Origin of the sequence: Streptomyces sp. NBC_01006, assembly GCF_045162725.1 — a bacterium.
Taxonomy (GTDB): domain Bacteria; phylum Actinomycetota; class Actinomycetes; order Streptomycetales; family Streptomycetaceae; genus Streptomyces.
On the sequence record NZ_CP108700.1, the window covers coordinates 687,930 to 714,790 of the forward strand.

At 70.8% G+C, this 26,861-nt stretch carries 27 protein-coding genes and 1 pseudogene; 11 read left to right on the forward strand and 17 right to left on the reverse strand.

Features of this window, described 5'->3' with window-relative positions:
• The first annotated feature begins 95 nt into the window (after window positions 1-95).
• Complete coding sequence (locus OG509_RS03040; protein WP_406179858.1) at window positions 96-614, forward strand: adenylate kinase; 519 nt, start codon at window positions 96-98, stop codon at window positions 612-614.
• 21 nt (window positions 615-635) lie between these two features.
• On the opposite strand, the gene OG509_RS03045 is transcribed toward OG509_RS03040, so the two are convergent.
• Window positions 636-1,415 (reverse strand): alpha/beta fold hydrolase, encoded by a 780-nt coding sequence (locus tag OG509_RS03045; RefSeq protein ID WP_406179860.1) that lies wholly within the window; start codon window positions 1,413-1,415, stop codon window positions 636-638.
• A 146-nt stretch (window positions 1,416-1,561) separates the two neighbouring features.
• Window positions 1,562-2,143: a TetR/AcrR family transcriptional regulator gene (locus OG509_RS03050; protein WP_406179862.1), complete on the reverse strand. Its 582-nt coding sequence runs from the start codon at window positions 2,141-2,143 to the stop codon at window positions 1,562-1,564.
• Between the two features lie 57 nt (window positions 2,144-2,200).
• Between OG509_RS03050 and OG509_RS03055 the strand changes: the two genes are divergently transcribed.
• The 3 genes and pseudogenes from OG509_RS03055 (at window position 2,201) to OG509_RS03065 (ending at window position 4,633) form a co-directional block, all read left to right on the forward strand.
• Window positions 2,201-2,680 carry an SRPBCC family protein gene (locus OG509_RS03055; RefSeq protein WP_406179864.1) on the forward strand — a complete coding sequence of 160 codons (480 nt, stop codon included), beginning with the start codon at window positions 2,201-2,203 and terminating at the stop codon, window positions 2,678-2,680.
• A gap of 267 nt (window positions 2,681-2,947) precedes the next feature.
• Window positions 2,948-3,535: pseudogene (locus tag OG509_RS03060) on the forward strand (rhodanese-like domain-containing protein).
• 894 nt (window positions 3,536-4,429) lie between these two features.
• Complete coding sequence (locus OG509_RS03065; protein WP_053724154.1) at window positions 4,430-4,633, forward strand: cold-shock protein; 204 nt, start codon at window positions 4,430-4,432, stop codon at window positions 4,631-4,633.
• Window positions 4,634-6,283: 1,650 nt separating this feature from the next.
• Here the strand turns inward: OG509_RS03065 and OG509_RS03070 are convergent.
• The gene (locus tag OG509_RS03070; protein WP_406179866.1) at window positions 6,284-6,928 is read right to left on the reverse strand and encodes a hypothetical protein; all 645 of its coding nucleotides are present in this window, start codon (window positions 6,926-6,928) and stop codon (window positions 6,284-6,286) included.
• A 292-nt stretch (window positions 6,929-7,220) separates the two neighbouring features.
• Here OG509_RS03070 and OG509_RS03075 point away from each other — a divergent pair, with 292 nt between their 5' ends.
• Entirely contained in the window at window positions 7,221-10,967 is a 3,747-nt protein-coding gene (locus OG509_RS03075) for a S8 family serine peptidase (RefSeq protein WP_406179868.1), read from the forward strand.
• Window positions 10,968-11,103: 136 nt separating this feature from the next.
• Window positions 11,104-12,096, forward strand: a complete 993-nt coding sequence (locus OG509_RS03080; protein ID WP_406179870.1) for a helix-turn-helix domain-containing protein — start codon at window positions 11,104-11,106, stop codon at window positions 12,094-12,096.
• Between the two features lie 31 nt (window positions 12,097-12,127).
• Here OG509_RS03080 and OG509_RS03085 read toward each other — a convergent pair whose 3' ends face one another.
• Window positions 12,128-12,562, reverse strand: coding sequence for a nuclear transport factor 2 family protein (locus OG509_RS03085; protein ID WP_406179872.1), 435 nt, complete (start codon window positions 12,560-12,562; stop codon window positions 12,128-12,130).
• 110 nt (window positions 12,563-12,672) lie between these two features.
• On the opposite strand from OG509_RS03085, the gene OG509_RS03090 reads away from it, so the two are divergent.
• Window positions 12,673-13,194, forward strand: coding sequence for a winged helix-turn-helix transcriptional regulator (locus OG509_RS03090; RefSeq protein ID WP_406179874.1), 522 nt, complete (start codon window positions 12,673-12,675; stop codon window positions 13,192-13,194).
• A 184-nt stretch (window positions 13,195-13,378) separates the two neighbouring features.
• Here the strand turns inward: OG509_RS03090 and OG509_RS03095 are convergent, their stop codons facing one another.
• From OG509_RS03095 to OG509_RS03110, 4 genes are all read right to left on the reverse strand, one after another.
• Window positions 13,379-13,969: a hypothetical protein gene (locus OG509_RS03095; protein WP_406179875.1), complete on the reverse strand. Its 591-nt coding sequence runs from the start codon at window positions 13,967-13,969 to the stop codon at window positions 13,379-13,381.
• Between the two features lie 148 nt (window positions 13,970-14,117).
• Window positions 14,118-15,362 (reverse strand): cytochrome P450, encoded by a 1,245-nt coding sequence (locus OG509_RS03100; protein ID WP_406179877.1) that lies wholly within the window; start codon window positions 15,360-15,362, stop codon window positions 14,118-14,120.
• Window positions 15,363-15,559: 197 nt separating this feature from the next.
• Window positions 15,560-16,258, reverse strand: a complete 699-nt coding sequence (locus tag OG509_RS03105) for a nucleotidyltransferase domain-containing protein (protein WP_406179879.1) — start codon at window positions 16,256-16,258, stop codon at window positions 15,560-15,562.
• A gap of 68 nt (window positions 16,259-16,326) precedes the next feature.
• Window positions 16,327-17,181: an alpha/beta fold hydrolase gene (locus OG509_RS03110; protein ID WP_406187448.1), complete on the reverse strand. Its 855-nt coding sequence runs from the start codon at window positions 17,179-17,181 to the stop codon at window positions 16,327-16,329.
• 120 nt (window positions 17,182-17,301) lie between these two features.
• On the opposite strand from OG509_RS03110, the gene OG509_RS03115 reads away from it, so the two are divergent.
• Complete coding sequence (locus tag OG509_RS03115) at window positions 17,302-17,871, forward strand: hypothetical protein (protein ID WP_406179881.1); 570 nt, start codon at window positions 17,302-17,304, stop codon at window positions 17,869-17,871.
• A 42-nt stretch (window positions 17,872-17,913) separates the two neighbouring features.
• Here the strand turns inward: OG509_RS03115 and OG509_RS03120 are convergent, their stop codons facing one another.
• From OG509_RS03120 to OG509_RS03135, 4 genes are all read right to left on the reverse strand, one after another.
• Complete coding sequence (locus tag OG509_RS03120) at window positions 17,914-18,462, reverse strand: hypothetical protein (RefSeq protein WP_406179882.1); 549 nt, start codon at window positions 18,460-18,462, stop codon at window positions 17,914-17,916.
• Between the two features lie 146 nt (window positions 18,463-18,608).
• On the reverse strand, window positions 18,609-18,803 hold the full coding sequence (locus OG509_RS03125; RefSeq protein ID WP_406179884.1) for a hypothetical protein: 195 nt from the start codon (window positions 18,801-18,803) through the stop codon (window positions 18,609-18,611).
• Between the two features lie 5 nt (window positions 18,804-18,808).
• Complete coding sequence (locus OG509_RS03130; RefSeq protein WP_406179886.1) at window positions 18,809-19,270, reverse strand: pyridoxamine 5'-phosphate oxidase family protein; 462 nt, start codon at window positions 19,268-19,270, stop codon at window positions 18,809-18,811.
• Window positions 19,271-19,281: 11 nt separating this feature from the next.
• Window positions 19,282-19,977, reverse strand: coding sequence for an SRPBCC family protein (locus OG509_RS03135; protein WP_406179888.1), 696 nt, complete (start codon window positions 19,975-19,977; stop codon window positions 19,282-19,284).
• Window positions 19,978-20,184: 207 nt separating this feature from the next.
• Here OG509_RS03135 and OG509_RS03140 point away from each other — a divergent pair, with 207 nt between their 5' ends.
• Together OG509_RS03140 and OG509_RS03145 are read left to right on the forward strand one after the other, a co-directional pair.
• The gene (locus OG509_RS03140) at window positions 20,185-20,679 is read left to right on the forward strand and encodes a hypothetical protein (protein WP_406179890.1); all 495 of its coding nucleotides are present in this window, start codon (window positions 20,185-20,187) and stop codon (window positions 20,677-20,679) included.
• A 154-nt stretch (window positions 20,680-20,833) separates the two neighbouring features.
• Entirely contained in the window at window positions 20,834-21,439 is a 606-nt protein-coding gene (locus tag OG509_RS03145; RefSeq protein WP_406179892.1) for a hypothetical protein, read from the forward strand.
• An 18-nt stretch (window positions 21,440-21,457) separates the two neighbouring features.
• Here the strand turns inward: OG509_RS03145 and OG509_RS03150 are convergent, their stop codons facing one another.
• From OG509_RS03150 to OG509_RS03160, 3 genes are all read right to left on the reverse strand, one after another.
• Window positions 21,458-22,747, reverse strand: a complete 1,290-nt coding sequence (locus tag OG509_RS03150; RefSeq protein WP_406179893.1) for a serine/threonine-protein kinase — start codon at window positions 22,745-22,747, stop codon at window positions 21,458-21,460.
• A gap of 86 nt (window positions 22,748-22,833) precedes the next feature.
• Window positions 22,834-23,016, reverse strand: coding sequence for a 4-oxalocrotonate tautomerase DmpI (gene dmpI, locus OG509_RS03155; RefSeq protein ID WP_053690240.1), 183 nt, complete (start codon window positions 23,014-23,016; stop codon window positions 22,834-22,836).
• Between the two features lie 115 nt (window positions 23,017-23,131).
• Window positions 23,132-24,022 carry a LysR family transcriptional regulator gene (locus OG509_RS03160; protein WP_406179895.1) on the reverse strand — a complete coding sequence of 297 codons (891 nt, stop codon included), beginning with the start codon at window positions 24,020-24,022 and terminating at the stop codon, window positions 23,132-23,134.
• A gap of 124 nt (window positions 24,023-24,146) precedes the next feature.
• Here OG509_RS03160 and OG509_RS03165 point away from each other — a divergent pair, with 124 nt between their 5' ends.
• Window positions 24,147-25,313 (forward strand): copper resistance D family protein, encoded by a 1,167-nt coding sequence (locus OG509_RS03165; protein WP_406179896.1) that lies wholly within the window; start codon window positions 24,147-24,149, stop codon window positions 25,311-25,313.
• Between the two features lie 49 nt (window positions 25,314-25,362).
• Here OG509_RS03165 and OG509_RS03170 read toward each other — a convergent pair whose 3' ends face one another.
• Together OG509_RS03170 and OG509_RS03175 are read right to left on the reverse strand one after the other, a co-directional pair.
• Window positions 25,363-26,304 (reverse strand): M56 family metallopeptidase, encoded by a 942-nt coding sequence (locus tag OG509_RS03170; protein WP_406179898.1) that lies wholly within the window; start codon window positions 26,302-26,304, stop codon window positions 25,363-25,365.
• 14 nt (window positions 26,305-26,318) lie between these two features.
• Entirely contained in the window at window positions 26,319-26,723 is a 405-nt protein-coding gene (locus OG509_RS03175) for a BlaI/MecI/CopY family transcriptional regulator (protein WP_406179900.1), read from the reverse strand.
• Window positions 26,724-26,861: the final 138 nt, after the last annotated feature.

Genomic DNA, 26,861 nt, shown 5'->3' on the forward strand with positions numbered 1-26,861 from the left:
CGTGTGACAGCCCGCCGACCGGCGCCTGAGCGGCGGCGCTGCCCTTGACGAGCAGGGGAGTATTCCTCCCAGGGTGCCGAGATGGGGTGCAACCCGTGGAACGGATCTTGGTGGTGGGTGTCACCGGTGCAGGCAAATCCACGCTCGCCCAAACCTTGAGCAGGCGTCTGGGCCTGCCCTACCACGAGATGGACGCGTTGTACTTCAACGGCCCCGACTGGGCCATCAACAACAACTTGGCCGAAGACGTATCGACGCTCACCGCCGGCCCTCGCTGGATCATCGACTCCTACGGCTATCCGGAAGTCCGTGAACTGCTGTGGGACCGGGCCGACACGGTGATTTGGCTGGACTACCCCAAGCGCGTCATCATGCCCCGCGTTCTGCGCCGGTCCTTCCGGCGCACGATCACACGCGAGGTCCTGTTCGGCGGCAACCGGGAAACCTGGAGGGACTGGCTGAGCCGGGAACACCCCGCGTGGTGGGCCTGGTCCCAACACGGGGCCCGCCGCCGCGAAGTCGGGCGTCGCGTCCACGATCCCCGCTTCGCGCCTCTCCACACCCTTCGCTTCGCCCACCCCGATGAGACGGCGGCCTGGCTGGCATCCGTCTGATCCGGTGGGGCGCTGGCCCGGCTATTCCTGGTCCCGGTCCGCTAGCGCCGCCGCGCAGGCGCGGGCGAAGGCTTCCGGGTTGTCCAGCATGATGTTGTGTCCACAGTCCGGGATCGCGGCTACGGACACCCCTGCCTCGGCGAGTACGTCCGCACCCGGGAGCGGGCCATCGGCATCGGGCAGCAGGAAGGTGCGGGGAATCTTCAGGTCCAGCAGAAGCTCACGCATGGTGGGAACGGTGCCGCGGGTGAGGTGCACCGCGCTGCGATACAGGGCCTCACGGCCGGCCAGGCGCATCGTGGACCACCAGTGGGCGCCGGCCCGGTCGCGGACCTCTTCCCAGCCGTACGTCAGAAACTCCTGCTCGGAATAGGCGGCGATGCCGCTGCTTCCCGAAGAGGCGGGCAGCGGCAGGATCGGGTCGAGGTTGGCGTCGACCAGTACCAACCGGGAGACCAGGCGCGGATGCCGGGCAGCCAGGACGATGGCCACCGAGCCTCCCATGCTGTGGGCGATCAGCTCCGCACCGGTGACGCCTGCGGAGGTCAGGGCCACCGCGAGTGCATCCGCGTGGGATTCCAGCGTGTAATCGAAACCTGTCGGCCGGTCGCTGATGCCATGACCGAGCAGGTCGATCAGCAGCGAACGGCGGCCTGCCAGCAGAGGGTGGACCGCAACCTCTGCGAAGTAGGCGGGCGAAGTGGCGCCCAAACCATGCACGTAGACGCGTGATGGCTCCTGCCCGGGCAGCTCGACCCAGCGGATCTGGTCACCCTCGGGCGTCACGGCGGCATTGCGCACAGTCTGCTCCCCTGCAGTCGCCATCGATGAAGAGACGAGAGTAGCCACCAGAGTCAGGTGTACCGCAGTCGGGCATTGGGCAGTCGGGCATCAGCAGCTCAACGGCGACTCGACTCTGCCCGAGCCCAGCCCTCCGCAACAGCCCGTCAGCCGAGCAGGGCAGCCGCGGACTCCTCGGCGAGGTCCTCGGCGTACGGGGGCAGCGGGTGGCCTGCCCGCAGGGGGCGGCGGACCACCCCGAGCGGAAGGTCGATCAGGGCCAGGACGATCCGGTCCCGGCCCTCGGGCCCGGTCAGGCCGAGGGCCGCGCCGACCACGCCGAGGCGGGCGAACACCCTCTCGTTGCCCCGATCCGCCCGCTCTCGATGCTCCTCGGACCAGCCGGCCCGGCCGAACTCCTCGGCGCCGTACAGGAGCAGCCCCGCCTCCCGCGGGTGGGCCCGGCTCCAGGCCACGACGTGCCGGGCTCCGGCGCGGGCGGCTGCGCGGGGGTCGGGGTCACCGTCGAGGGCGGCGAGGTAGCCCTCCTGGAAGCCCTCGACAGTACGCAGCCACACCTCGGCGAGCAGTGCGGCGCGCCCGGGGAACCGGTGGTACACGGATCCGCTGGGCGCGCCGACCGCCTGGGCGACGGCGGACATGGTGACTGCGGCCGGGCCGCCGGCGGCCGTGAGGAGGACGGCTGCGTCGAGGAACTCGCCGACGTCGAAGCGGGGTGGTCTCGGCATGAATCAGAGAGTACTCTCCATTTCAATTAGAGGTTGATCTCCAATTGAAGGAGTTCCATGCCCGTCCACAACGTCCACGAACGCCTGCTGCCTATGAAGGCGGCCGATGCCGGCGCCCTCCTCGATTCGCTCTCCGACGGAGCGGACGACCGGCTCTGGCCGCACCGGACCTGGTCTCCCATGGAGTTCGACCGCCCGCTGTCAGCGGGCGCGAAAGGCGGGCACGGCCCGGTCCGCTACACGGTCGCCGCGTACGTCCCGGGCACCTGGGTCCGCTTCACCTTCAGCGGCCCCCGCGGCTTCCACGGCTTCCACGAGTACGCCGTACTGCCGGTCGACGACGAGCACACCGTGCTGCGGCACACACTGTCGATGCGGGTCACCGGAATCGCCCGGCTGAGCTGGCCACTGGCCTTCCGCTGGTTGCACGACGCACTGCTGGAGGACAGCCTCGACCGTGCCGAGCACCCGGCCCGGCGCGCCCGCTGGTCCCCGTACGTCCGGCTGCTCATGGCCATCGGCCCGAAGGAACGCTGACAGGCCCGAGTACGGGAGATGACGCCGGTCGCCGTCAGCGGTCCGGGGGGAACCGCCGAGCCGGGGATCCCACGGCCGACGGCGGTCGTACGCCGCTCATACGCCGCTCGTACGCCGAGTGCCGTCCGTTGTTGCCGCAGCATGGCAACCGCATGGCAGTCGGGCCGGGTAGGGGCCGCAAGGGCGCTGCGATGCCTAGGATCCCCGGCACGTGCCTCCGGCCTTCCGTGCAGGCCCTCCCCCCTCTGCCAAGGACCGCGATCTGCCATGAGTGCTTCCGCCGACCTGAGCGTGAGCGAGGCGTTCTCCCGCCGCCACGAACTGACCTTCGTCGATGTCCGTACTCCGGCCGAGTTCGCGTCCGGCCATCTGCCGGAGGCCGTCAACATCCCCCTCGACCGCATCGGGCGGGCGCTGCCGGATCTCCGGAAGGCCGCCGGGCACAGGCCCCTGCTGGTGGTGTGCGCCTCCGGGGCCCGGGCGCAGAACGCCGTCGCCACCCTGGCCTCCCACGGCATCGACGCGTCGAGCCTCACCGGCGGCACCACCGCCTGGGCGGCCGAGGGACACCGGCTCGACCGTCCCGAAGGCCGCCCTCGGGCGGTCTGAGCCATGGAGCGCCAAGTCCGGTTCACCGCGGGCTCCGTCGTACTCCTCGGCCTGGCCCTCGGCCTCCTCGCCCACCCGGCCTTCCGGCTACTGTCCGCAGGGATCGCGGCCGGCCTGGTCTTCTCCGCCCTCAGCAACACCTGCGGCATGGCGGTCGTACTCGGCAGACTCCCCTTCAACCAGCGGGGGAAGACGCCCCTGGACACCCCGTTCCCGCCCATCACCCCCAAGAAGCCTCTCGCCTGACCACTCCCCCACCCGGCACGCCGAAGCTCCCTGACCCGTACGAGGGATTCACCGGGCGGGTGGGGCCGCCCCTGCACTCCCCGTACCGGACCGCCCTGCTCACCACTGCCGCGACGGCTGGAAGCTGGTCACGCTCAACCGTCCCGTCCCGCCTCACCGACCCGACCGAAACCATCGACGTCATGCCTTCCAGTTCGGCCGCGGGCGGCCCCTGTTCGACGACGGTCGGGACCTCGGCGCCCTCTCGCTCACCCGTCGACTGAGCGTCACCCTGCCCGACCCGCCCGGCGGGAAGTGCGTCAACCTCTAGGCAGTCGACTCCTACGGTTCCCGCCCGGCTACGCCGACACCCCCGCGCCGAGCGCACGGGCCCGTCTCGCCGCCGAACTCGCCGCACGCACCGAACCGGCGCCGGAGACCTCCGCCACCCGCACCACGACTGCTCCTGCCCGCCGCCAAGTGGGCCCGGGAGCCGCACACACCGGGTAGGCAGGGCGAACCAAACGGTCTGACCTGCACAAATGCCCATGATCACGACCGGGGGGGGTCCCACTCCCGGAAACACCGCCGGTGCAATGGCCGACCCCCTGGTCCAGCCAACACTTCCGTTCGACGCGCCGGGCAGCGCGATCAGCACCTGTCCGGGAACTCCTGGTCGGACCCGGACCACGCCCCCGTTCACCTTCCCCCAATCCACCACTTTCGCTGCGTTCTGTAGCCAGGCGACTGCGGATCGGCTAACGTCCCTGCTAGTAGTCGTGGCTCCGAAGTCTCAGCGCCCGCGGTTCGCATCGCGGGCGTCGTGCTGTACAGCAGTGTCCGAGGACCAGGGCGATCACCTCACCCAGGGGTACTGACAAGCCAGTACCCCGCGATCCTCGACAGGGGAAACACATGGCTACGGGCACCGTGAAGTGGTTCAACGCGGAAAAGGGCTTCGGTTTCATCGCGCAGGACGGCGGCGGTCCGGACGTCTTCGTCCACTACTCGGCGATCAACTCCACCGGCTTCCGCGAGCTGCAGGAAAACCAGCAGGTCAACTTTGACGTCACCCAGGGCCCCAAGGGCCCGCAGGCGGAGAACGTCACCCCCGCCTGACCGAACACCTCGGCGCCCCGCACCCGAACACAAACGGTGCGGGGCGCCTTGCTGTATCCGCGACCAAGAGGGTCATCCGCAACAGGCCAGGCACACACGGCGATGGACGGCGCGACCAGCACCTGCCGGCAGCCGACTCGCGACGGCGGGACTGTTCCCACCGAGTCACACCGAGCGATGGCACGGGCCGGGACCGCGCACGGGGTGGTGCGGACGGCGCACCGACGTGAACCTGCCTCCCGGACCGGACCGCGGGCATGCTCCGCCCGGGCCCGCCGGCACCAGCCGCCGAGCAGCGGTGCACCGGAGCCGGGCCCTCCCCCACCCCACCCAGGGAGGCGGCACATGTCCACACCGCCGGCCACACCGGCCCGGCCCCGGCTGTACTGCCCGCTGCCCGCTGCCCGCTGCCCGCTGCGATCCACCCCGACCACGCCCAAGTGGAGGAGGGCATCGCGCGCTGCGCCCGCAGAGCCGGTCTGGCGCGCCTGCCCGGGCGCGAGGCGCTGCTGGGCCACCGGATGGGCGAGCCGCCCGCCCGGGTGCTGCCCGAGGCGGACCGCGAGGCGGTCCGACTGCTCGCCGACCTGGTGCTGTGGCTGTTCCACCGTTGGACCGTGCGTTGTTCGGGCCGGGACAATCCACAGGGCAGCGGATCAAGGGGGAGCTTGTTGGACGTGTTCGTATGCTCCGGGTGCGGTGCGCAGCTGACGGCGCCGGTCTCCCGGGTCGCTCTTCCCGTCCACGCCCACTACGGGGCGTGGGAGGAGCTGCATCCCCCGCTGATGGAGCCGGCGACGTACGCCGCCGACCCCGAACCCTGCGGCCCGCCCTGGCGTTTGTGGGACGAGGTGGGGGAGGCAGGGGCGGCTGCCCAGGGCATCCACGCGCCGGTGCACTCCGTGTCCTTCGGGGTCCGCGGCAGGGTCGTCATCGCGCCGGGCGACTCCCGGGGGATGGTGTTGATCCCCGAGAAGTGCGCGGGCTACTGCCAAGGGGTGGACGGCCGCGACGGCCCCAATCTGGCGTGCGAGGGCTGCGGGTGTGCGGTTGCCACCCGGATGGACGACTGCGGCCTGTGGCAGGCGGTGTGGCTGGAGCCCGACGCGGTGCGGCGCCTCCCCTCGGCCCTGCCCACCGCCGCGCCGTCCGGCTGGGCCGACGTGGCGGCCGGGCCACAGCGCGTTGCGCCCGTCGAACCGGACGGATCGTGGAACCGCCGCTGGGAGGCCGCCGTGGGCGTGGCGCTCGCCCACCTGGTGGCTGCCGCCGAGGGCCGGCCGGTGACCCTCCCCGCCGGGCCCCTCGCGGACCTGCTCGGCGCCGGCGTGGCCAAGGTCCTTCCTTCCGGTCCCCCGGCCAGGTCCCTGGCTCTCGCCGGGCCGGGGATCCCCCTACCCCGGCCCGTCCCCGACATCCTCCTCGTTCCGCGCCATCCCCTGACCGGCGAGCCGTGGCGCCCCCCGTCCGGCGGGGCCGCAGTCGTACCGCTGGACACCGGCGTCTGGGCGTACCTCGCCCTCCCCGGCGAGACCTCACCGCTCCCGGCGACCGGCACCCTGCCCGACGGCGTCCTGCGCGACGACTACCCACAGCCGCGCCGTCCGTGGCGCCTCTTCCGGCACGACCACAGGGCCTTCGTGGACACCCTCACCCGGCTGCCTGCCGCACGCCGTCCGTGGCTGCGCGCGTACTACGACGCACACCGCCACCCGTACCAGCCGCGCAACGCCGGCGGGAGGTCCGGGTGCTCCGCCGGTAGTAGGTCGAACATGCTCCTGCGCGTACCGAGTCGTCAGGATCCGTCAGCAGGAGCCGGCGCACCCGTTCAGGGGCCTGCGTCCACCATTGGGCCAGCGTCGCCCGGACCTTCGGCTCCGGATCGGCCGCCAGCCGGACCCGCAGATCCGCCGGTACGTGATCGCTCTCCGCCAGCTGTCCGCGTACCTGCGGGTCGGGGTCGTCGAGCAACCGCTCGAACAGCTCTCGCGGCGCGTCGTCCGCAGCAATCGCTACCGCCCTGCGTATCAAGGGATCCGGGTGCTCGGCGAGCATCATTCGGAAGCCTTGCGGGAGGCTGCGGTTGAGGGCGAGTGAGTGGGTGAGCCAGTGGTCACCGGCAGCAAGGATCTCGGCGATCACGCCCTCGCTCAAGTCCGGCCGCTTGGCAACCCTGCCAAGACCCCTGCGGTAGGCGAAGAGACGGCGCACGAGCTCGGACGGCAGGGCGGGGTTCCCCGCGAGCCCCTCCACCACCTTGTCGAGGTGGACCGGTGGCGATGTGGCGTCCGACATGGCAAACGACCCTTCTGCCTGGGTGATCCGACCGCCGATTCTCTCAGGTCGAGCGGTACGGATCTCCTCGCCGCCGAGCCGGTCCGCTGCTGCGGGCCGCGGGCCGCCATCGGCCCGGACAGCGGCTGGGCGGCTGCGACCGGCAGTGACGGCTGGATCAACTCTTGCTCGCCAGGGGCGGGTTCGTCTTGCCCGGATTCGCGTGGGTCACGGCTGGCGAGTCCTTGCCATGGCGAGGACTTGCCGTCGTCGGGCCTTCACGTCGGTGTTGCCGGGCCGATAGACCCATGGCATGTCCTCCCCCTCTCAGGCTTCCGCCTTCCGGCGCAGGCGCCGGCGCGTGCGCCGGCAGCTGATCTCGGCCGCCACCGCGGTGCCGCTGCTGGCGTCCGGGCTCACCGTTCTGCAAGCGCCCGCTCAAGCCGCTCCGAGCAAGCCCACCGTTCCCGCCCACCCCTCGGCTACCCACAAGGTCACCCTGGTCACCGGCGATGTCGTCACGGTCACCACGATGGCCGACGGCCGGCAGTCGGCCGACGTCAAACGGCCCGCGAGCGCCGCCGGCGGCGTCAAGGTCCAGCAGATCAAGGGTGACTTGTTCGTCATCCCGGACGAGGCGGTACCGCTGCTGGGCACCGACAAGCTGGACCGGCGGCTGTTCAACGTCACCGACCTGATCGAGATGGGCTACGACGACGCGAAGTCGGCCGCGCTGCCGCTCATCGCGACGTACGCCCAGTCGAAGTCCCGCTCGGCGGGCGAGCCGACGGCCCCCCGCGGCAGCAAGCTCACCCGCGACCTCAAGGGCATCCGCGGTGCCGCGCTCAGCACCGAGAAGCGGCAGGCCCGTACCTTCTGGACCGACGTCGCGCCGCGGGGCGGCACGACGCTGGGCGCGGGTGTGGCGAAGCTGTGGCTCGACGGCCGGGTGAAGGCCAACCTCAAGGAGAGCGTGCCGCTGATCGGCGCGCCCGAGGCCTGGGCGGCCGGGTACACCGGCAAGGGCGTCAAGGTCGCGGTGCTCGACACCGGCATCGACGTCAATCACCCCGACTTCGCAGGCCTGATCGACGGCACGGCCAGCTTCGTCCCGGGTGAGGCCGTCACCGACGTCAACGGGCACGGCACCCACGTGGCCAGTACGATCGTCGGCTCGGGAGCCGCCTCCGGCGGTGCCTACAAGGGCGTCGCCTCCGGCGCCGACCTGGTCGTCGGCAAGGTGCTCGGCGGCCCGGAGGGCTCCGGCCAGGACTCCTGGGTCATGGCCGGCATGCAGTGGGCCGCCGAGTCCGGTGCGGACGTCGTCAACATGAGCCTCGGCGACTCCTATCCGACGGACGGCAGCGACCCCATGTCCCAGGCGGTCGACGCGCTGTCCGCGCAGTACGGCACGCTGTTCGTCATAGCCGCCGGCAACGCGGGCCCGGAGAGCATCTCCGCCCCGGGCGCGGCCGCCTCGGCGCTGACCGTGGCCGCCACGGACAAAGAGGACCGGCTCGCGTCCTTCTCCAGCACCGGCCCGCTGGCCTACTCCGGCGCCATGAAGCCGGACATCGCGGCGCCCGGCGTGGACATCACCGCGGCCCGCTCGCAGGAGATGAGCGGCGGCGGCGAGGGTCTCTACCGCACCCTCAGCGGCACCTCCATGGCCACTCCGCACGTGGTCGGCGCGGCGGCGATCCTCGCCCAGCAGCACCCGGACTGGACCGGCGCCCGGCTCAAGGAACACCTGATGAGCACCGCGAACGGGCTGGGCGACCGGTATTCGCCGTACGAGGTCGGCACCGGCCGTCTCGACGTGGCCGCCGCCGTGCGCACCACGGTCCGCGGCACCGGATCGCTCTTCTTCGGCAACTACACGTGGCCGCACGAGCCGAGCGACGCCGCCGTCACCAAGGACCTGACCTTCACCAACTCCGGTTCCTCCGACGTCAGGCTGAACCTGGCGCTGACGAACGACGGCGGCCCGTTCAGGCTGGGAGCCACCACAGTGACCGTCCCGGCGGGCGGCACCGCCGCCGTCCCGGTGACCGGTGACCCGCGAACCGCCCCGGCCGGCCGGGACGTCGGCTACGTGACGGGCACCGATGCGACCACCGGGAAGCCGGTGACCCGCACCTCCGTGGCGCTGCTCAAGGAGGAGGAGCGTTACGACCTGAACATCAAGCTGGTCGGCCGGGACGGCAAGCCCGCCGCCGGCTGGGCGACGATCAACCTGGCCGGTGACCTCTGGCCGTGGTCCGTGTACGTCGACGGCCGGACCACCATGCGCATGGCGCCCGGTACGTACACCGTCGCGGCGTACCTCGACGTGGCCGGCGAGTCCGCGGACCGCTCGGGCCTGGCCGTGATGGTCGACCCGGAGACCCTGCTCAAGGACCGCTCCGCGGACGTGGTGCTGGACGCCCGCAAGGCGCGCCTGCTGCGGACCGAGGCGCCGCAGCGCACCGAGGACCGCCAGCGCAAGGTCGACTTCAACGTCCACTACAAGGGCCTCGACCCGTTCACGGACTTCCGCAGCGGGTACGTGGTGCCGCCTACGTACGACGACGTCTACGTCTCACCGACGGAGCCGATGACGCAGGGCGAGTTCATGCTGATCACCCGCTGGCGCAAGGGCGAGCCGCTGCTCGCTCTGAGCGCGCTGGGCGGTCGGCTCGGCTTCGAGGCACTGGTGCAGGCGGGCAGCGCGCTGAGCACCGCCACGGACAAGCTGGACGCGGTCTACGCGGGCAACGGCGCGGCGGCCGCATACGAGAAGGTCAGCGCCAAGGGCAAGGCCGTCGTCGTCGAGCGCAGCGACGAGGTCTCCTCGCAGGCGCGCGCCGAGGCGGCGGTCGCGGCCGGCGCGAAGGCGCTGATCGTGGTCAACGACGGTGTCGGTGCCCTGATGGAGTACGTCGGCGAGTCGGCCATCCCGGTCGCCACCGTGCACCGCGACGCGGGCAAGACGCTCATCGCGATGGCCAAGGCCGGCACCCTCGAACTGACCGCGAAGCAGACCGCGTACACGCCGTTCGTCTACGACCTGACCCGGGACTACCCCGGCCAGGTGCCGGACCGGGCCCTGGTCTACAAGCCGACCCACGGTGATCTCGCCCGGATCGATGCTCGCTACTACTCGGCCACGCAGGGCGGGGCGGCGGAAGGCTACCGTTCCGACTTCACCCTCAACCCGTCGTTCAACCTCCCCGAGCGCGAGTGGCACCCGGGCACCCGTACCGAATGGGTGACCCCCGGCCAGGTCTGGAGGGAGTTCCATGCGCAGGGCGTCCAAAGCGCCATGCCGTGGGTGATGGTGTCGGGCGACAACACGTACGCCAAGGGCAGGACCACCCGTCTGGACTGGTTCGCCCCGGCGATCCGCCCCGGCCAGGGCGAGTCCTTCGGCGTCTACAACTCCCGCTGGCAGAACCAGATGACGTGGAACGTGCAGGCGTGGGCCTCCTCCAGCGACACCATGCGGCTGGGCGGCTACCTGCAGTGGGGTGAGACGCCGACCCACCTGCAGGTCTTCCAGGGCAACACGCTGATCCACGACAATCCGTACAGCACGGACATGCAGTGGATCGAGGTGCCGAAGGGCAACCTGCCCTACCGCGCCGTCCTCGACGCGGAACGGCCCGGGGACGTCTTCCGGCTCTCGACGCGCACCCACACCGAGTGGACGTTCATGTCCGACACCGTCGACTCCGACTTCTTCGAGCGGTTCTCGGTGCTGAACCTGGACTACAAGCTGGAGTCGGACCTGCACGGCGACGTCAAGGCCAACGCGAACCAGCAGTTCGCGCTCAAGCCGGTGCCGATGGACGGCGGCACCCTGCCGGGAACCGTCAAGTCGGTGAAGCTGGACGTCTCGTACGACGACGGCGCCACCTGGCAGAAGGTGACCCTGGCCAAGGGCGCCGACGGCTACTGGAAGGGTTCGTTCAGGACGCCGAAGAAGCCCGGCGGCTTCGTCTCGGTGCGCGCGGGCGCCGAGACGAACAGCGGCTACAGCGTCAAGAACGAGATCATCCGGGCGTACGGCCTGCGATGAACCGCCCTGCCGGGCCCCGGGGAGGCGACTTCCCGGGCCCTTCCCTGCGCAGTTGCCGCCGGCAGGGGCTACTCATGTCCTGCCGCCGTGGCGCATACTCTCCCCGCTGCGGCAAGCGGAACGGAGTCGGTCGTCGATGCTGGATGTGCTGGGCCTCGAACCCGATGACGAGCGCGTCTACCGGGTGCTCCTCGGACTGCCGAACTCCACCGCGGAGCTGCTGTCTGACCGGCTCCTCGTACCGCGAGCCGACGTGGACAAGGCCCTGTCCCGCCTGGTCGGGTGGGGACTGGTGATCAGGTCGGCGGACGAACAGTTCACCGCCGCGCCGCCGGCCATGGCACTCGGCTCTCTCATCAGCCAGCGCCGGGACGGGCTGCGCATGGCCGAGCAGGCCCTGGTGACCTTCGCCGAGGAGCACCGGGCGGCGATGACCGGGAGCAGCATCAACGATCTGATCGAGGTCGTCACGGGCGTCGACGCCATCGGTCACCGCTTCCTGCAGGTACAGCACGCGGCCCGTACGCAGGTCCGCACCTTCATCACCGCACCGTTCGTCGCCGTGCCGCCCGACGAGAACACGGCCGAGCCCGTGGCCCTCGGCCGCGGCGTGCAGTTCCGGGCGATTTTGGACCGGGCCGCGCTGACAGAGCCGGGGATCGTGACCGATGCGATCCGTTCCCTGCGCAACGGGGTGCAACTGCGCGTCGCCGACCGGCTCCCGATGAAACTCGTCCTGGCCGACGCCGACCTCGGCCTCGTACCGCTCGCGGTCACACCGGACGGGGAGCCCGGGGCCGTGCTGCTGCACCGCAGCGGTCTGCTGGACGCGTTGGACGCGCTGTTCGAGACGGTATGGCTCACCGCGCATCCCCTGGTGCTGTCGGGCAACGGCGGGGCCGGCGAAACCACCGTCGAGCGCGGGCCGGAAGGTCCGACCGATCTGGACCGCAGGATCCTCGCGCTCCTCCTGGCCGGTCTGACCGACCAGGCGGTCGCGACCCAGCTCGGTGTGTCACCTCGCACGCTGCAGCGGCGCCTGCGCCACCTCATGGACATGGCCGGGGTCCGGACCCGGATGCAGCTCGGCGGTCACTCCGTCCGAAACGGCTGGTCGGAACCGCAGTGAAGGTCCTCGTCGGGCAAGGGCACGGAGCGGGTCAGGGTGCGATGACGAGGCCTTCGATGAGGTGGTCGTGGTCGCGGAGGGCGAATTCGTAGCGCAGGTCGACGGTGCCACCGGGGAAGTCGCCTTCGAGGTGGTGCGTGGCGGTGTAGTGGGTGGCGCCGGTCTTCTGCGCGCCGGTGAGTTCGATGGTGTACGTGAACTCGGTGGCGGACCGGCTCAGCCACTGTTCGATCGCCTCGGCGCCCTGGTGGGTGGCGCCGTCGTCGGTGACGGTGGCGTCGGGGGTGAAGGAGGACAGGGCGGTGGCGGTGTCGTGCGCCCGGTGGGCGTTGAGGTAGCGGGTGATCGTCTCGGGCAGGGCGTCGGGGTCGATCACGGTGCGCGCGGCGCGGGTCCGGTTGTCGTGCATGGCAGGTCCTCGGGGTGGTGTCGGGTCCCGGTCGCCCTCGCCGGGAGCTGTGGTCACGATGACTTCCCTTCCCGAGGGCGGTCGGGCGGGAGCCGCCGCCCACCATGTGAGTGCTAAAATGGAAGCCAGTAACTTTCACTTTAGCACCAACCAGGGAGAGTGCCCCGATGGCGAGCCGGATCAGGCTGGAGGACCGGGAGTGCCCGCTGTCCACGACGGTGCAGCACGTCGGCGAGTGGTGGACGCTGCTGATCCTCCACGACGCCTTCGACGGCTACACCCGCTTCGACCAGTTCCAGGAGAACCTGGGCATCTCCTCCAGCATGCTCACCACCCGACTGAAGTCCCTCGTCACCGACGGGCTGCTGGAGCGCCGCCCCTACCAGACCAACCCCGTCCGCCATGAATACGTACTGACTCCCCTGGGGCGGTCCCTCCGTCCCGTGATCGTCACGCTGGCCGCGTGGGGCAACTCCCGCCTCGCACCCGAGGAACGGAGCATGATCCTCGTCGACGCCGACAGCGGCCGGCCGGTCGAGCCCGTGGTCGTCGACGCCGGAACGGGACAGCGGCTCGACGACAGCGACGCGTACGTCTTCACGGCAGGCCCTGCGGCGAGCGACGCCATGCGCGACCGCTACACGAACCGAGCGGCGGGTCCCGTCGGCATCACCCCCGCCGCCACGTAGCGCTTCATCCATACAGGAGTCGTGCCGGAACCCGGCGTCGGACGGCAGGGCAGTCGGTTCGGGCCGACGTGCGCAGGTCGGACCGGCCGGGAAGCCGTCGGTCAGCCGGCCCCATCGCGCTCACGGCGCCGGACACCCCCGTAGCCCCGCCCCGAGGGCCACGGGGAACGCCGGCGGGAGCGGGTCAGTTCGCGATGTCGATGTGCATGTTGAAGCGGACGCCGGCAATTCGTACGAGGAGGTTGCCCTGGACCTTGCGTTTGGCAAGGGTGTCGCCTACCTGGCCCTTGCCGAGCGCGGCCTTGTTCTGAGGGTCGTGGCTGACGAACTCGGTGAACACGCCGCCGTCGGCGAGTTCACCGGCAGCCGTCCACTCGTCGCGCAGGTCGCCGTAGGCGCCGCGGTCCATGGGGGCGCCGCCGAGGCCGAGGTTGACGCGTTCCCCTCCCACGTAGGCGGCGGCGCACTGCTTGAGGATGGTGACGACCAGCGAATCCTTCAGGCCGTGGTCGTATTTGATCTGGGTGAGCAGATCCGCCGCGTCCGAGTCCAGCTTCGCTTTGCGGGCGTCCCGGGCGCCCGCTTTGACCAGCTCCTCCTGGTCGGTGAGGATCGTTTTGCGGGCCTGTACGAAGCCGTACTCCTTCTGCTGGGCAATCCGGATGGACGAGGCCCATTTGTCCGCGGCCACCCACTCCGGGTCGAAATCGATCTTCTCGCAGTACGCGATGAGGTCCTGCTCCGCTTCCTCGTCGGAACCTGCGTACTCGGGCATGCGTCCCCCTTCCCCCGCGGCGGTCGTTGCACATACAACTTCGCACGGTGCCGCAGCCCTGTCAGCCGTTCGGGAGGGATCGTGAACCGGGTTGATTCCAGGGGTTGTTGGGGCCCCCATCAGTCGACGCTACGGCTGGTACCGGCGCTCACCAGGCCACGTGCAGGGTCTCGGGTGAACGGTGGATGAGGGTGGGACGCATGGATGGTGGCGGGAGGCGTCGGTCCAGCCGCAGAGCGGGCAGGGCGTGCGAGAACAGCTCCAGCGTCAGGTGGAGCTGGGCCCGGGCCAGGCGGGAGCCCGGGCAGTTGTGCGGCCCGTGACCGAAGGCGAGGTGACGCCGGTCCGCGGGACGGCGGATGTCGAACCGGTCGGCCCGCGCGTGTCGGTGCTCGTCGCGGTTGGCGGAGGCGTAGGCCACGAGCACGGTGGCCCCGGCCGGCAGCTTCGTCCCGCCCAGCGTCACGGGCCGCGTCGTGACCCGGCGAAAGCCCTGGATGGCCGTGTCGAAGCGGGCGCATTCCTCCACGGCGGCGCCGATCAGCGACGGATCGGAACACAGCAGGAGCCACTGCTCCCGGTCGCTGAGCAGGTGCAGCAGGGCGGTGGAGATCAGCGCGCTCGTCGTCAGGAAGCCGGCGATCAGCAGGTTCTGCAGATTCGCCACGAGCTCATGACGCTGTTCGAGGGTCAACTCGCCTTCCCCGGGGGCCAATGCGGCCACGAGGTCCGAGCAGAGGTCCTCGCGGGGGTGGGCCCGGCGGTCGCGGACGTAGCCGTCCAGCAAGTGCTGGAGCGTCACGACGTCCTCCGCGGCGGCCGCCTGCTCGGGTGGCGACAACGGGCGGAAGAACAGCTCTTCGGCGCGGTAGCCGCCGTGCACCGCCAAGGGAACATCGGCGCGATCCAGTCCGATGAGCCGCCCGATGACCAGTCCCGGCAGCCGCCGGGCGTACGCCTCCACCAGCTCGGCCGAGCCGTCCGCGGCGAAGCCGTCCACCAGCTCGCGCGCCTGCTCTCGCGCGTACGGCATCAGCGCCGCGATCCGGCCGGAGGACAGGCCCCGGTTCAACGGGGCCCGGTAGCGCAGGTGGGCGGCGCCGTCCGAGGAGACCACGGTCGGCCGCGGCCCGAACCCGCGCGGGAGGACGCCGAGCGCAGCCTCCGACAGCGGGACGTCCGGCAACAACGCGTTCGCGGAGGAGAAGTCCTCGGCGCGACGCAGGACTTCCCGTACGTCGCCCTCACGCGCGACCAGCCAGGCGTCGACCTCCGGTATCCAGGTCAGCCCATCGGCTCGGCGGGCGAGGGCGTAGCGGGAGTAGGGATCGCGGTAGAACGAGTCCCGAAGCTCTTGAACCGCTCGCTCCGCTTGCTCGTGCCCTGTTGACACACAGCCTCCGTCTCGCGACCGGCGCCCGGGAGTTCCCGGTGCACCGGGCATCCTGCCCGACCCCCGGCCCGATCGAAAGAGTGCATCGGGACGTCAGCCGGACGGGCGGGCACGAGCGGGTACGAGCGGGTACGAGCGGCAGGGCGCCCCTCCCGGGCAGCACCGCACCCATGGGGCGAAACCCCACGGGGATCGGCTCACCGGATGGCGTACCCGTCCCACAGCGGGCCGCCGGCCAGGTCCAGTACCTCTGCCACGACCGTGGCGAAGACCGTCGCATCCCCGGCTATCGCCTGAGCGGCAGCCTCGGACAGTGCGTGGTGCAATCCGGCGTCGGCCGCAGCCAGCCGCCGCGACAACCACTTCCCTCCGCCGAGCCAGTGCCCACCCACCAGCAGGACCAGCTCCGAGGCGCGCTGCAGCATGTGCGAGACCAAATACACCCGCTCGGCAGGGTCCGCGCAGCCGCGCAGGTCATCGAGCAAGTCGGTCAGGACGTACCGCTGGTAGTCACGCTCACGGTCCGAAAGCGGCGGCGGCCCCGCGGCCCAACGCTTTCGCGCCTCGTCCTGGAGCGAAGCGCCCAGCCCATCCGTGTCGACCAGGAGCATGCCGTCAGCGCACATGGCGAGCAGCGGCGAACTCCGCTTGGCGGTCTCCTCGTCGGCGAAGCGGTGCCAGACGGCCTCCGTTTGCACGAACAGCTCCACCGGCCAGCCGCGGTACACCAAGTTCTCCCGACTGGGGGCGGGCGGCCCGTCCAGGAGGACCACGATGTCCAGATCGGATGTGGGCGTCCGGCGGTCGGTCAGCACGCTGCCGGCGAGGAAAGCCGCCCGGGCAGTGGGAAATCGGTCCCGGACCAGTTCGCGGGCGGTGAGCACGGGGGTATCCATGACCGCAGCGTATGTGCCGACGTCGGTCCCGTTCGAGATCGGGGGCTCCGCACCGCAGCGGGCCCGGGCTATCGCGCCGGTGCCGCGAGTTCACCCAGGACTCGGGCCGCCGGTGCCGGGTCGACCAGCCACTTCAGGTGGCTGCCCGCAAGGGTGTGGACGTCGTACGGGTTGTCCGGCGTCAGCGCGTTGCCCTCGCGGATCAGCCGGTCCTGTATGGCGAGCGGCAGGCTCGTGTCGTCGGCCAGGCGGATGTAGGTCTTCGGGATACGGCCCCAGGTCTCGGCCTGCGCCCGGTCGGCGGAGGTGCCGACGTCCAGGTTCTCGTCGGGCTGGAAGGTGTTCAGGAAGGACAGGAACTCCTCGTCGGTGCCGTCAGCGAGGAAGGCCGCCTTGAAGGCCGCGAGGGCTTCCGGATTCGCGGTGCGGAAGTTGACTCGGAGCAGACCGAGTTCGGCCGGGTTCCCGGCCAGCGCCAGAGCCAGGGAAGCGGCGTCGACCGTGGCCATCTCCGGCTCGGCGTAGTAGTCGCTGACGTCGAGATCGACAGGGCACCAGGCCGAGACGTAGACGACGCGGTCGATCAGGTCCGGCCGTGCGTTGGCAGCCGCGGTGGCCGTCATGCCGCCTCGGCTGTGGGAGACGAGGATCACCGGCCCGTTCTGCTTGGCCCGTTCGAGGATCCCGATCAGGTGCGCCGCATTGTCGGCGAGCGTGACGCCCTTGATCGAGCCGGGTTCCGTGGCGAGCCCTTCGAGGTCTTGCGGTACCTGGTAGGACCGCGTGTAAGTCGCCCCGAAACCATGGCCGGGCAGGTCGACCGCGACCGAACGGTGCCCGAGGAGGCCGAGTTCGGCCTGGAGCGGCGCGAATGAGAAAGAGTTCGAAAAGGCTCCGTGAACCAGTACGAACGTCGGTTGCATCTGTCTACTCACCTTCTGACGTGCCTGTGCCACTTGAACTTCGATGACACAAACCTAATGATCATCAGAGCTCGATGGCAATGATCAGGTTCGATGACAGATGACGGAGAATGCCGAGTTGTGATCGAACTCAAGCGCGGCGTTGCCGCCCTCGCAGTTGCCCTCGTCGGCACCGTGGCCCTGACCTCACCCGGTACAGCCGCTGACAACACGCTGTACGAGCCCGCCCAAGGAGGACCGCGCGCGGCGATCGGCCTTGTGGAACCCGACAGAGCGACGATAACGGAAGGGCAGGTCAAGGAGGTCGCGCCCGGGGGCGTGATCACCTATCCGAGCGTCACCAGCTGTCTCACCGTGACCGTGCGCCTGCGGGACGGCGGCCTCGTCGGTGCTCACGCCAGCCTGTTCCAGGTAGCGGGTGAACTGCGATCCGACGAGATTCCGGCCGCGCTCAAGCACCTCATCGGCAACCGCCCCGTGACCGCGGTCCAAGTCAAGGGGGCAGTCGGCGCCTGGCACCCGAGCTACTTCGTGAAGGCGATCGAGAGTTACGGCGAGGAGGAACAGCCGCCGTACCCGGCACGTCCGGACCCCGAAGGACTCGCCGATGCGGTGTCACAGGGACTCGAACTGCCCCGCAGCCTTGTCACGGTCGAGGATGTGCCTGACGGGGACCAGATCGCCGGCTGACGACGCAGCCGGCGCCGGCCGGCCGACTACGCGTCACGGCCGTCAGCGGCTGCGTCGGGGGCCGCCGCGGTGCGGGCGGCGGCGGGACACGGCTTCGGGTGCGGCCTCGGGGGACGAGAAGCCGCCGGCGACTGCCACTCGTGCCGGAGCCGGTGAGGCGGGGAGGGACGATGCAGGGGCCGATGCTGCGGAGGAGCGAGGAGGCGCCGACTGCTGGGCGCGTCCGAGGACGGCGGTGTGCGAGATCAGGGGCGCGCAGGCCTGGCAGATCTCGGCGAGGGTCCAGACCTGGCCGACGGCCGGGTTGTGGATGAGGACGAGCAGCGGGGCACCCATGCAGGAGGCTCTGGTGTCCTCGTGGAATCCGCACTCGGCGGCACGGCAGGCACAAGCCGCGTTGGGGCGGACAGTGGCGAGGCGGGCGTGCGCGCGGGCGTGCTCGGCGGCGAACCGTCGCATGGCCGCCGTGTCCTTGGACCGGGGCGGCATACGGCATGCCTCGGTGGTGCAGGTGACGGAGACGGTGTGGTCACCGTGGCCGGTCAGACGGACCGTCCAGGTCCGCCCCGGGACACGGGATCCGGGAATCATGGTCAAAGCAGAGTTGTCCGTTCACATAAGCGCGGTGGTGTGCCCACTGTTCGACAGTCTCGCGCGTGGCGACAGTGAATTTTCACGCGGCCCTGGCGTCGGCACCGGCCCCGTACTGGTAGCCCGATCACACGGAGAACCGCACCTCAGACGAGGAGACCGGCAGAACCCATGGGGTCTTTGTCGCACGCCATTCGGCAGGTGTCAACGACCTGCCGCCACATCCACGTCTTGTCGACGGAGATCCGGCGCACCTCCGCGAGCCCGACGCACGCGATGAACGCGACGATGCCCAGGGAGCGGGGGCGGGTTTGCAGACCGGCCAGGCCGAATGACAGCACCGCCTCTACTCGAGCCACGTTCCGTCGCGCATGATGACTCTGCCTTGCAGCTCTCGTTCACCTCTCCAGGCGCGCACGGTCTTCGGTACCGCGCGCACGTACACGAAGGGGCCGTCCTCCGTACGCGGGTCCCACCCGAACTTGCCGGCGAACGCATCCGCTGCCTCTCCGGGCACGTCCTGGTCGGTGAAGCACTCCGCCTCGCCCTGCAGAAGCAGCACGTCGAACGTGTCCGGCAGCGCCAGGCGCACCCGCGGTTCCTTGCGGATGTTCCGCGCGGTCGCGGAACTCGCGCCGGTGCACATCCACACCGCTCGGCCGTCCCACGAAAACCACAGCGGCACCTGATGCGGTCCGTGATCAGGATGAGCTGTGGCCACCCATATGTCCCGCTCCGTGGCGAGCCGTTCCAGGGAGTCGCGCCTGCGTTCCGCTACCGGGCGACGAACGAATTCCGTGTTCTGCATGAGTATCGACCCTAGGCAGCAGCATCGCAGCGCGCATCGGGCGCCGGTCCTACTCCCAACGACCGAGAAGAGAGGGGCCGGTGGGGGGCGCGAGCCTCGGCGGTGACCTTGAGGTCGCTCAGCCATGCTTCGAGTCCCTGGCGGAGGATGGCGGTCGCGGTGGGGACGTCCGCGTCGACCTGTGGGCCGGTGTGGGTCTCCTCGGTGCTCACCCTGACGCCGCCGGGGATCTCGGTGAAGTTCCACACGTGGACGCCGTCGATGTGCAGTCCCTCGCCGATTGCGGGGCCCGTCCAGCGGATGCAGGAGCGGTACCCGAGCTGTTCGACGGTCGAGGTGATCTCCAGGCTGGTGGCCGGAGTCGGGTTGGGGGGTACCGGGGTTGTCCACCGGAAGGCCGAACCCTGGCGGAGGGGGCCGCGGTCGAGGCGTTCCGCCGTGGTCACGGGAGCCTGCCAGGCCGGCCAGCGCTCGACGTCGGTCTGCAGCTTCCAGACCGTGCGCAGCGGAGCGTCGATGCGGATCTCGGCCCGGTGGCGGACGCGGGCAGCGGGGTCGACGCCGGCGCCGCGGCAGGTGAGGGACTTGGCGGGGCGGGGGCTGAGGGAGGCGGCGGCGCCGGCGGGTAACGCGGCGGTACCGAGGAGGCCGATGGCGAGCGGGATGGTGAACAGGGCGCGGATGTGGGTGCGGTGGGTGCCGGGCATGGGGTTCTCCTTTGATGTCCGGTGGGTGGGCGTCGCCGAGCGGCAGAGCATCAAGCTGTAATTAGAGGCTATAACTCAACGGTGGTGAGGGGCAATAGGTTGCGTGACACCTTCTAACCGGCCTTCGGGCGACAGCGTCCGCCCCCTGCGCTGTGGGCGGCGCCTGATCTACTGCCTGCCGACGAACTGGAAGCTGAGAGGAGAGCGATGGGTGCTCTGACCGACTACTTCCGCGCGGTGGGTGCGACATCGGTCGTGGAGGTGCTTGAGCGGACGGATGGCGGGTCACCACTCGGCGCAGAGCCGCCTGCCTTCGACGGAGTCGAGGCCAAACACGTGGATCCGACCATCGTCCTGGCGATGCTGATCGCGGCCATCCGCCAGGTGGAGTGGCGAGTGGAGCTGGTCGGGGAGACGACGGTGTGGCCGGCCTCCCCGGCTCCCGGCCCCGACGGCTCCCAGGACGAGGACGACCCGTGGATGACGGGACCGTGGGTATCCGAACTCGATCCCCTGGTACGGGACACCCTGGCGGCAGTGCGCGACGACGAGCTACCGGCCATCGTCGCCAGGTGGGTGCAAGCGGAGGAGCTGCATCGAGCGCACGCCGACGACATGCAGCCAGTAGCCGAAGGGATCGTCCTTCTCGCCAGGCGAGCGCGCGAAGCCGGCGAACAGCTCTACTGCTGGATGTGTCTGTGATGCGGCTCAGCAAGTCCGCATGTGAAGACGACCGGACGGGGCGGGCGCCGCGTACGGTCGACGGTGGGCCGTGGCTCGCCGTCACGGCTGTCGCCCCTCATCCGGTTGGGGAGCCGGTCTCGTCCGTTGATGGCGCCGGAACAGGAGTACGCCGATGCGTCTTTACGCCCAGACTCGAGCACGCCGTTGCCGCCAGGTGCTCGCCGACCTGATCGCCATGGCCCTGCTGGCGGCCGCGGTGTGGTTCGCGCTGACCGTCCACGACGGGATCATGCTGCTGGCCGAGCCGGGGCGGAAGGTGGAGGACGCGGGCGGCAGCCTTGCCTCCGGCCTCGGCGATGCGGGGGATGCGGCCTCGCACGTGCCGCTGGTCGGGGACATCCTGAAGAAGCCGCTGCAGTCCGCAGCCGAGGCCAGCAACGGGCTCTCCGACGCCGGGCAGTCGATGCAGGACGTGGTGGGCCGTGTGGCCGACCTGACGGCATTGGTCCTGATCGTCACCTCGGTGGTGATCGTGCTGGCACTCTGGCTTCCCCCGCGCGTGCGCTGGATCCGGCGCAGTGCTCGGATCCGCGGTCTTCTCGACGCTCCCGGCGGTGCTGATCTGCTTGCCCTACGCGCCCTGACCGGGCCGGTGCGGGACCTCGCATCGGTCTCCGTCCCGCCGGGGGGACTCGCCGATGCCTGGCGCCGGGCGGACGAGCGGGTCATCGGCGACCTGTCCCAGGTCGCGCTCAGGCAAGCCGGCCTGCGCCCCTGAAGGCACGGGCACGTCCCCCTATTTGGCCATCTTCCAGATGGTCAGCGTCGTGACATGGTCCGGCATGTCCGAGGATGCGCCGCCCGTGGCATGGGGCAGTACGTCGGTGATCCGCAGCATCGCCAGGTTGTTGTCGCTGGTGACGGTGCACAGCACCGTGCCCTTGGTGAGCGTCGCACCCAGGTTCAGGTCCTTCTTGGGGACCGCGGCCGGCAATGTGTCGGTGTCCACGCCAGCCCTGCACGCCTCGGGCGTGGTGCCGCTGCTCCTGCCCGTGGGAGTGAGGAAGCGCAGGTCCGCGTCGCCCCAGTCCTGGCACGTGAGCTCCATTCCGGCGGCCTGGCCGATCTTGCAGTTGGGAGACACCTTCGGCGCGTCCAGGTCGACGTGTGTGCCGGTGTTGAAGGCCGGTGCGCGCAGCGTGAAGGGCTTGTCCTCGAAGAGGAGCGTGTACGCGGCCTGCTCGGACGGGGACGGGGCGGGTGCGGGGGAAGACGGCGAGGAGGCCGGGGCGGAGGCCCCGGTGTGCTTGCGGTCCGCCCCGGCGTCGGCGGCGTCGCCCGCGCCGCCGTCCGGGCTCACGAGCGCCCAGGTCACGACCGCGGTGAGGGCCACTGCCAGCGCACCGCCGCCGGCCAACAGCACGGGGCGGCCGCGCTGGGCGGACCGAGGAGTGGGCGCTGTCGTCGGCTGCGGTGTGTGAGCCGGACCGGCAGGCGGCGTGACAGGCCGCGGCGGGGCCGACACCGTGGGCTGCCCGGACCAGTGGACGTCGGGCTCGGTGGGCGGCGCGGCGGCCGGCGTCGTCGTGGGCTCCGGGGGGCGTGCGGCAGCCGCCTCCCGGTGGGCGATCCGTTCCATGAGCGGTGCCGGCAGCCAGCCGTCGAAGGCACGCAGCGCCCGCCCCGCCGCCCGTTCGCTCAGCACCGCCAGTTCGTCCGTCGTGATGCGCGCCGCCGGATCGGCGGTGAGGGTCCGTTCCAGCAGGGGCCGCAGCGGCGCCGGGTAGCCGCTCAGATCCGGCGCCGTCCGCTCGGTGTCGGCGATCCGTACGGCCAGGGCGGTCGCGCCGCCCTCGCCGTACGGATGCCGACCGGTCGCCGCGACCGCGGCGATCAGGCCGAGGGAGAACACGTCGGCGGCCGCGGTGACGCGCTCGCCCAGCGCCTGCTCGGGCGACATGTGCTGCGGGGTGCCGATCACGCCGCCGCTGCGCGTCAGCTGTGTGACGTCGGCCGCCCGCGCGATGCCGAAGTCGATGACGTACGGCCCGGTCGAGCTGTCGCCGCCGTTCGTCACAGCGGCCACCCTATGGTGTGTGACATTCCGTCAATCATGCGGCCACGGCGCGCCCTTGGTGACCACGATGCCCGGGCTCGCCGACGCGGGTGGCCCTACTTGTCGGCGATGAGCGTGCCGGCCGCGCCCCAGCTGTCCGCCGGGACCTCGTGGATCCACACCTGAACGGTCTCGGCCGGGATCTTGTACGCGTCGACGAAGGCGTCCGTGACCCGCTTGACGAGCTCGCGCTTCAGCTCGACATCGCGGGGACCCTGCTGAATGGTGACGATGGGCATGACCGAACTCCCTTGCCAGCGGCGGCTTCCCGGCCTTTCCGGGTCGCTCACCGGCGTGACCCCAGTCCATCGGATCCGTGCAGACCGACCAAGAAGCAGACCGCGACCGCAGCGATCAGTTCTCGTGATCGTCGCCGGCCGGGAGTGCGGTGAGCGCCTGCAGAAGTACCTCAAGAGCAGCGGGCGGGGTCTCCCGGCGGACGGCCAGGCCGATGGGCAGGGCCAGGCCGGGGGCACGGAACGGGCGGAAGGCGACCCGGGGGCTGAGCAGCACGCGCGCTTGGGCCGCGTACACCACGGTCCACATCGGTATGGAGCCGGCACCGATGGTGGCGAGGGTGTTCTGCAGCGATCCGCCGACCGGTCCGGGCAGCGGCTCGAAGCCGGCCGAATGGCAGGCTCCGACGACCAGATCGACCAGGGCCGGGTTGTTGCGGCGGACGGTGATGCAGAGTCGCAGGCCGGCCAGGTCGGAGATGGCCAGTTCCGTCTCGCGGGCGAGTGGATGGGCCGCCGGCAGGGCGGCCACCAGGGGGTCTTTCCACAGAGGCAGGATCCGCACGCCCGGGGCGGGCTCCAGGGAACGTACGAACGCGGCGTCGAGGCGGCCGTCGGCGACCTGTTCCAGGCGGTCGTGAGCCGGGGCCGAAACCAGCTGGACCGAGGTGTCGGGGGCGAGCACGGCCAGGTCGCCGAGCAGCCGGTCCAGGTGTTCACCGAGGCCGGTGCTGGTGCCCAGGCGCAGGCCGGTCCGTTCCCGGACGGCGGCCCTGGCCCGTTCGGCGGCGGCGAGCACCGCCCGCGCCTCGGGCAGCAGCCGCTCCCCCGCGCCGGTGAGCCGGACGTGGCGCGGCGATCGGTCGAACAGATCGGCCCCCAGCTCCCTTTCCAGCCGCTGCACTTGCTGGCTGACCGCCGACTGCACGATGTGCAGCCGGTCGGCGGCCCGACCGAAGTGCAGTTCCTCGGCGACGGTGACGAAGTACCTCAGCTGCCGCAGTTCCATCCGCCGACTGTAACTGTCGAGGTCAGGCGACCATCCGGCCGAGCATGGATTCGCCCCGCGCCTGATTTCATTCGTGTTCGCAGGGAGTAGACAAGGGTAGCCTTATTTAGGCTAGCCTCCCCTTATGCACCTCATGCATCTGGCTGCCGAATCCGGCTACACCACACCTCCGCTCTGGCGCGTCCTCACCAAGGCCGGCTACTTCATCGGCCTCTCCGGAGCCATCGGCGCCACGGTCACCTACGCAGCGTCAGTACGCCCCGCGCTGCGCGCGCCGGAGAGCCATAGCAGTGACGTGGAGGTCATGAGACGAAGAACGGCAGGCTACTTGGCCTGGGCCGGGGTAGCCCTCCTCGTCGCCGGCTATTTCCAGCTCGCCGCCCGCCTGGCCCGGGCCGGAAAGGGCATGCCGTTCGGTGACGCCCTCTCGCCCGGCCGGATCTGGGACTTCCTCCTCGCACCGGCGGGCAAGGGCGCCTGGATCGCGCAGGGCACGATATACCTGGTGCAGAACGTCGTTCTGGTACTCGCCGCAGCCGCCTTGATCGCGCTGTTCGTTCCCCGGGTACGCCGGCACCTGAACACCCTCGCACTGACCGCCCTGCCCCTGAGCCTTGCGGTGACGCTCATCGCTGCGGTGCCGGCCACCAAGCCGAAGGATGCGGAGAAGGTGCTGGACCTCGTGTTCAGCCAGACCCACATCATCAGCGGTGTGGTCTGGGTCGGCGGCCTGGCCTTCCTCGCCGGACTCGCCACCTCCCGCCGCCGCCTCGGCGACAGTGCGGGCCTGCTCTGGGCGGACATCTGGCGCCGCTTCGCCCTCGTCGCCCTCGTCAGCGTCGGCGCGGTGCTCACCTCCGGACTGTGGCTGGGCTGGAAGCACGTCGGCTCCATCAGCCAGCTGTGGACGACGACCTACGGGCTCTTCGTCCTCGTCAAGATCCTCCTGGTCCTCGGCATGGTGACGGCAGGCGCCGTCAACCAGTTCTGGCTCATGCCCCGCATCGTCAAGGCACGCTCCGAGGACGACACCTCCTCGCTCCTGCACCTGACCTTGCGGCACTTCCCCAAGGTCGTCTGGGGCGAGGTCGTCCTCGGGATCGCCGTCCTGGCCGTGGTCCCCTTCCTCAGCGGCTCCGCCCGCTCCGAGGCCGGTAGCCCGCCCGCCGTATCGGACGCCAGCATCTTCACCGTGGGCGCCCTGCTGGTACTCACCCTGGCGGCCTCCCTCTACGTCACCGTCAGGACGTCCGGCGCCCTCGCCCGACGGACGCCTTCGGTCGCTGCCTGACCCGGGCCAAGTCCGCGGGCCAACACCCCGGGCTCCCCGGGAGGCGGGCTCAACCCCCCTTGGCCCGCCGCACCACCTCGTGGAGGTCTTGGACCGCGTCCGCGGTGCACAGAGCGGCAGCCGCGACATAGACGATCGCCGCAACTCCCCGCCATCCCCCACCCGTCGGCCGGGGCGAGAGCAGTGCGGCGACGCGCCGGGGAACGGGCCCCGGCGCCTCGCCGCGCCGGGGCCGCCCGAGCAGGCCCAGGGCCGCCGCAGGCAGTCTGTGCCGGCCGCCGGAGTCCTTCGCCGCCAGCGCGGCCTTCCCTACGGTGACGGCCACCCGACGCCGGTCTCCGGTCGCCCGGACCGCGGCCTCGTCGGCCCAACGCTCCACGGTGTACGCGACCTCGTCGGCCGTCGAACGCAGCAACGGATTCACGGCGGCGGCCAGTTGAACGGCCGCGGTGAAGAGGTGGTGGTGGCCCCTAAGATGGGCCAGCTCATGGGCGAGCAGGACCTCCCGCTCGTCGGCGTCGAGGGACCGCAGCATGCCGGTGGACACCACGATCCGGCCTGGCAGCCCCGGCATCGCGAACGCGTCGGCAGCCCGTTCCTCCAGAACGACCACCGGATCGCCCCCCGGGAAACAGGCGGCTTCCAGGACGGCCGCGCACACCGCCCGCACCCGCCGGAACGCAAAGCGCGAGCCGGTCGCCACGACGGCCGCCAGCAGCAGCGCGGCCACCACGGCAACCGGGATCCACGCGGGATCATCGCGCTGCAGCACCGCCGGCGACAGCTCGGCCAGCCGGGCAATCAGCGGAATGCGGACCAGACCCGCGAGGGCCAGCAGTCCCAGCACCGTGGTACTTCCGGCGGCGAGCACCACCGCACCCGCCGTCAGGAGCAGCGTGGCCGGACGCGGCTCCAGGCGATCCGCCAGCCGACGGGCCCCTGGACCGGCGAACAGGGGGAAGAGCAGCGGGAGGTAGACGGCCAGATGCACGGCAGACCCCGCGCCTACCGGCCCGCGTCCAGGTCGCCGCCCAGCAGTCGGCGCAGCAAGGCCTCGTCCCCGCTGGAAAGGTCGTCGACGAAGCGCGTGAGAACCCCTTCGCGATCCTGCACCTCTTCCATCGCCCGGTGCATCTTCCGTGCGGCGAACCCCTGTTCGTCCGTGGCGGGGGCATAGGCGAAGGCCCGCCCGTGGGCCGCACGGGTGAGCACGTCCTTGTCGTACAGGCGGGTCAGGATCGTCACCACCGTGCTGTAGGCCAGGTCACCACCGATGCGATCCAACACCTCCCGGGGCGTGAGCGGCGCGGAGGCCGAACGGAGTACGGCAAGCACCTCGGCCTCCCGCCTCCCGTTGGCCAGGCGGCGGTCCGCTTCGTGCGCGGGACCGGCACGGTCATGCCCGTCCATTGTTGGCCGCCTCCTTGCTCATCCTCTACAGTCACCCTCGGCTTCTACACGCGTGTAGACGGTGAGGGACTTCCCCGAGTGTGCCATGCCCCTCCTCCCATGACACCCGCCGTCGCCGCCAACACATCGGACCAACCC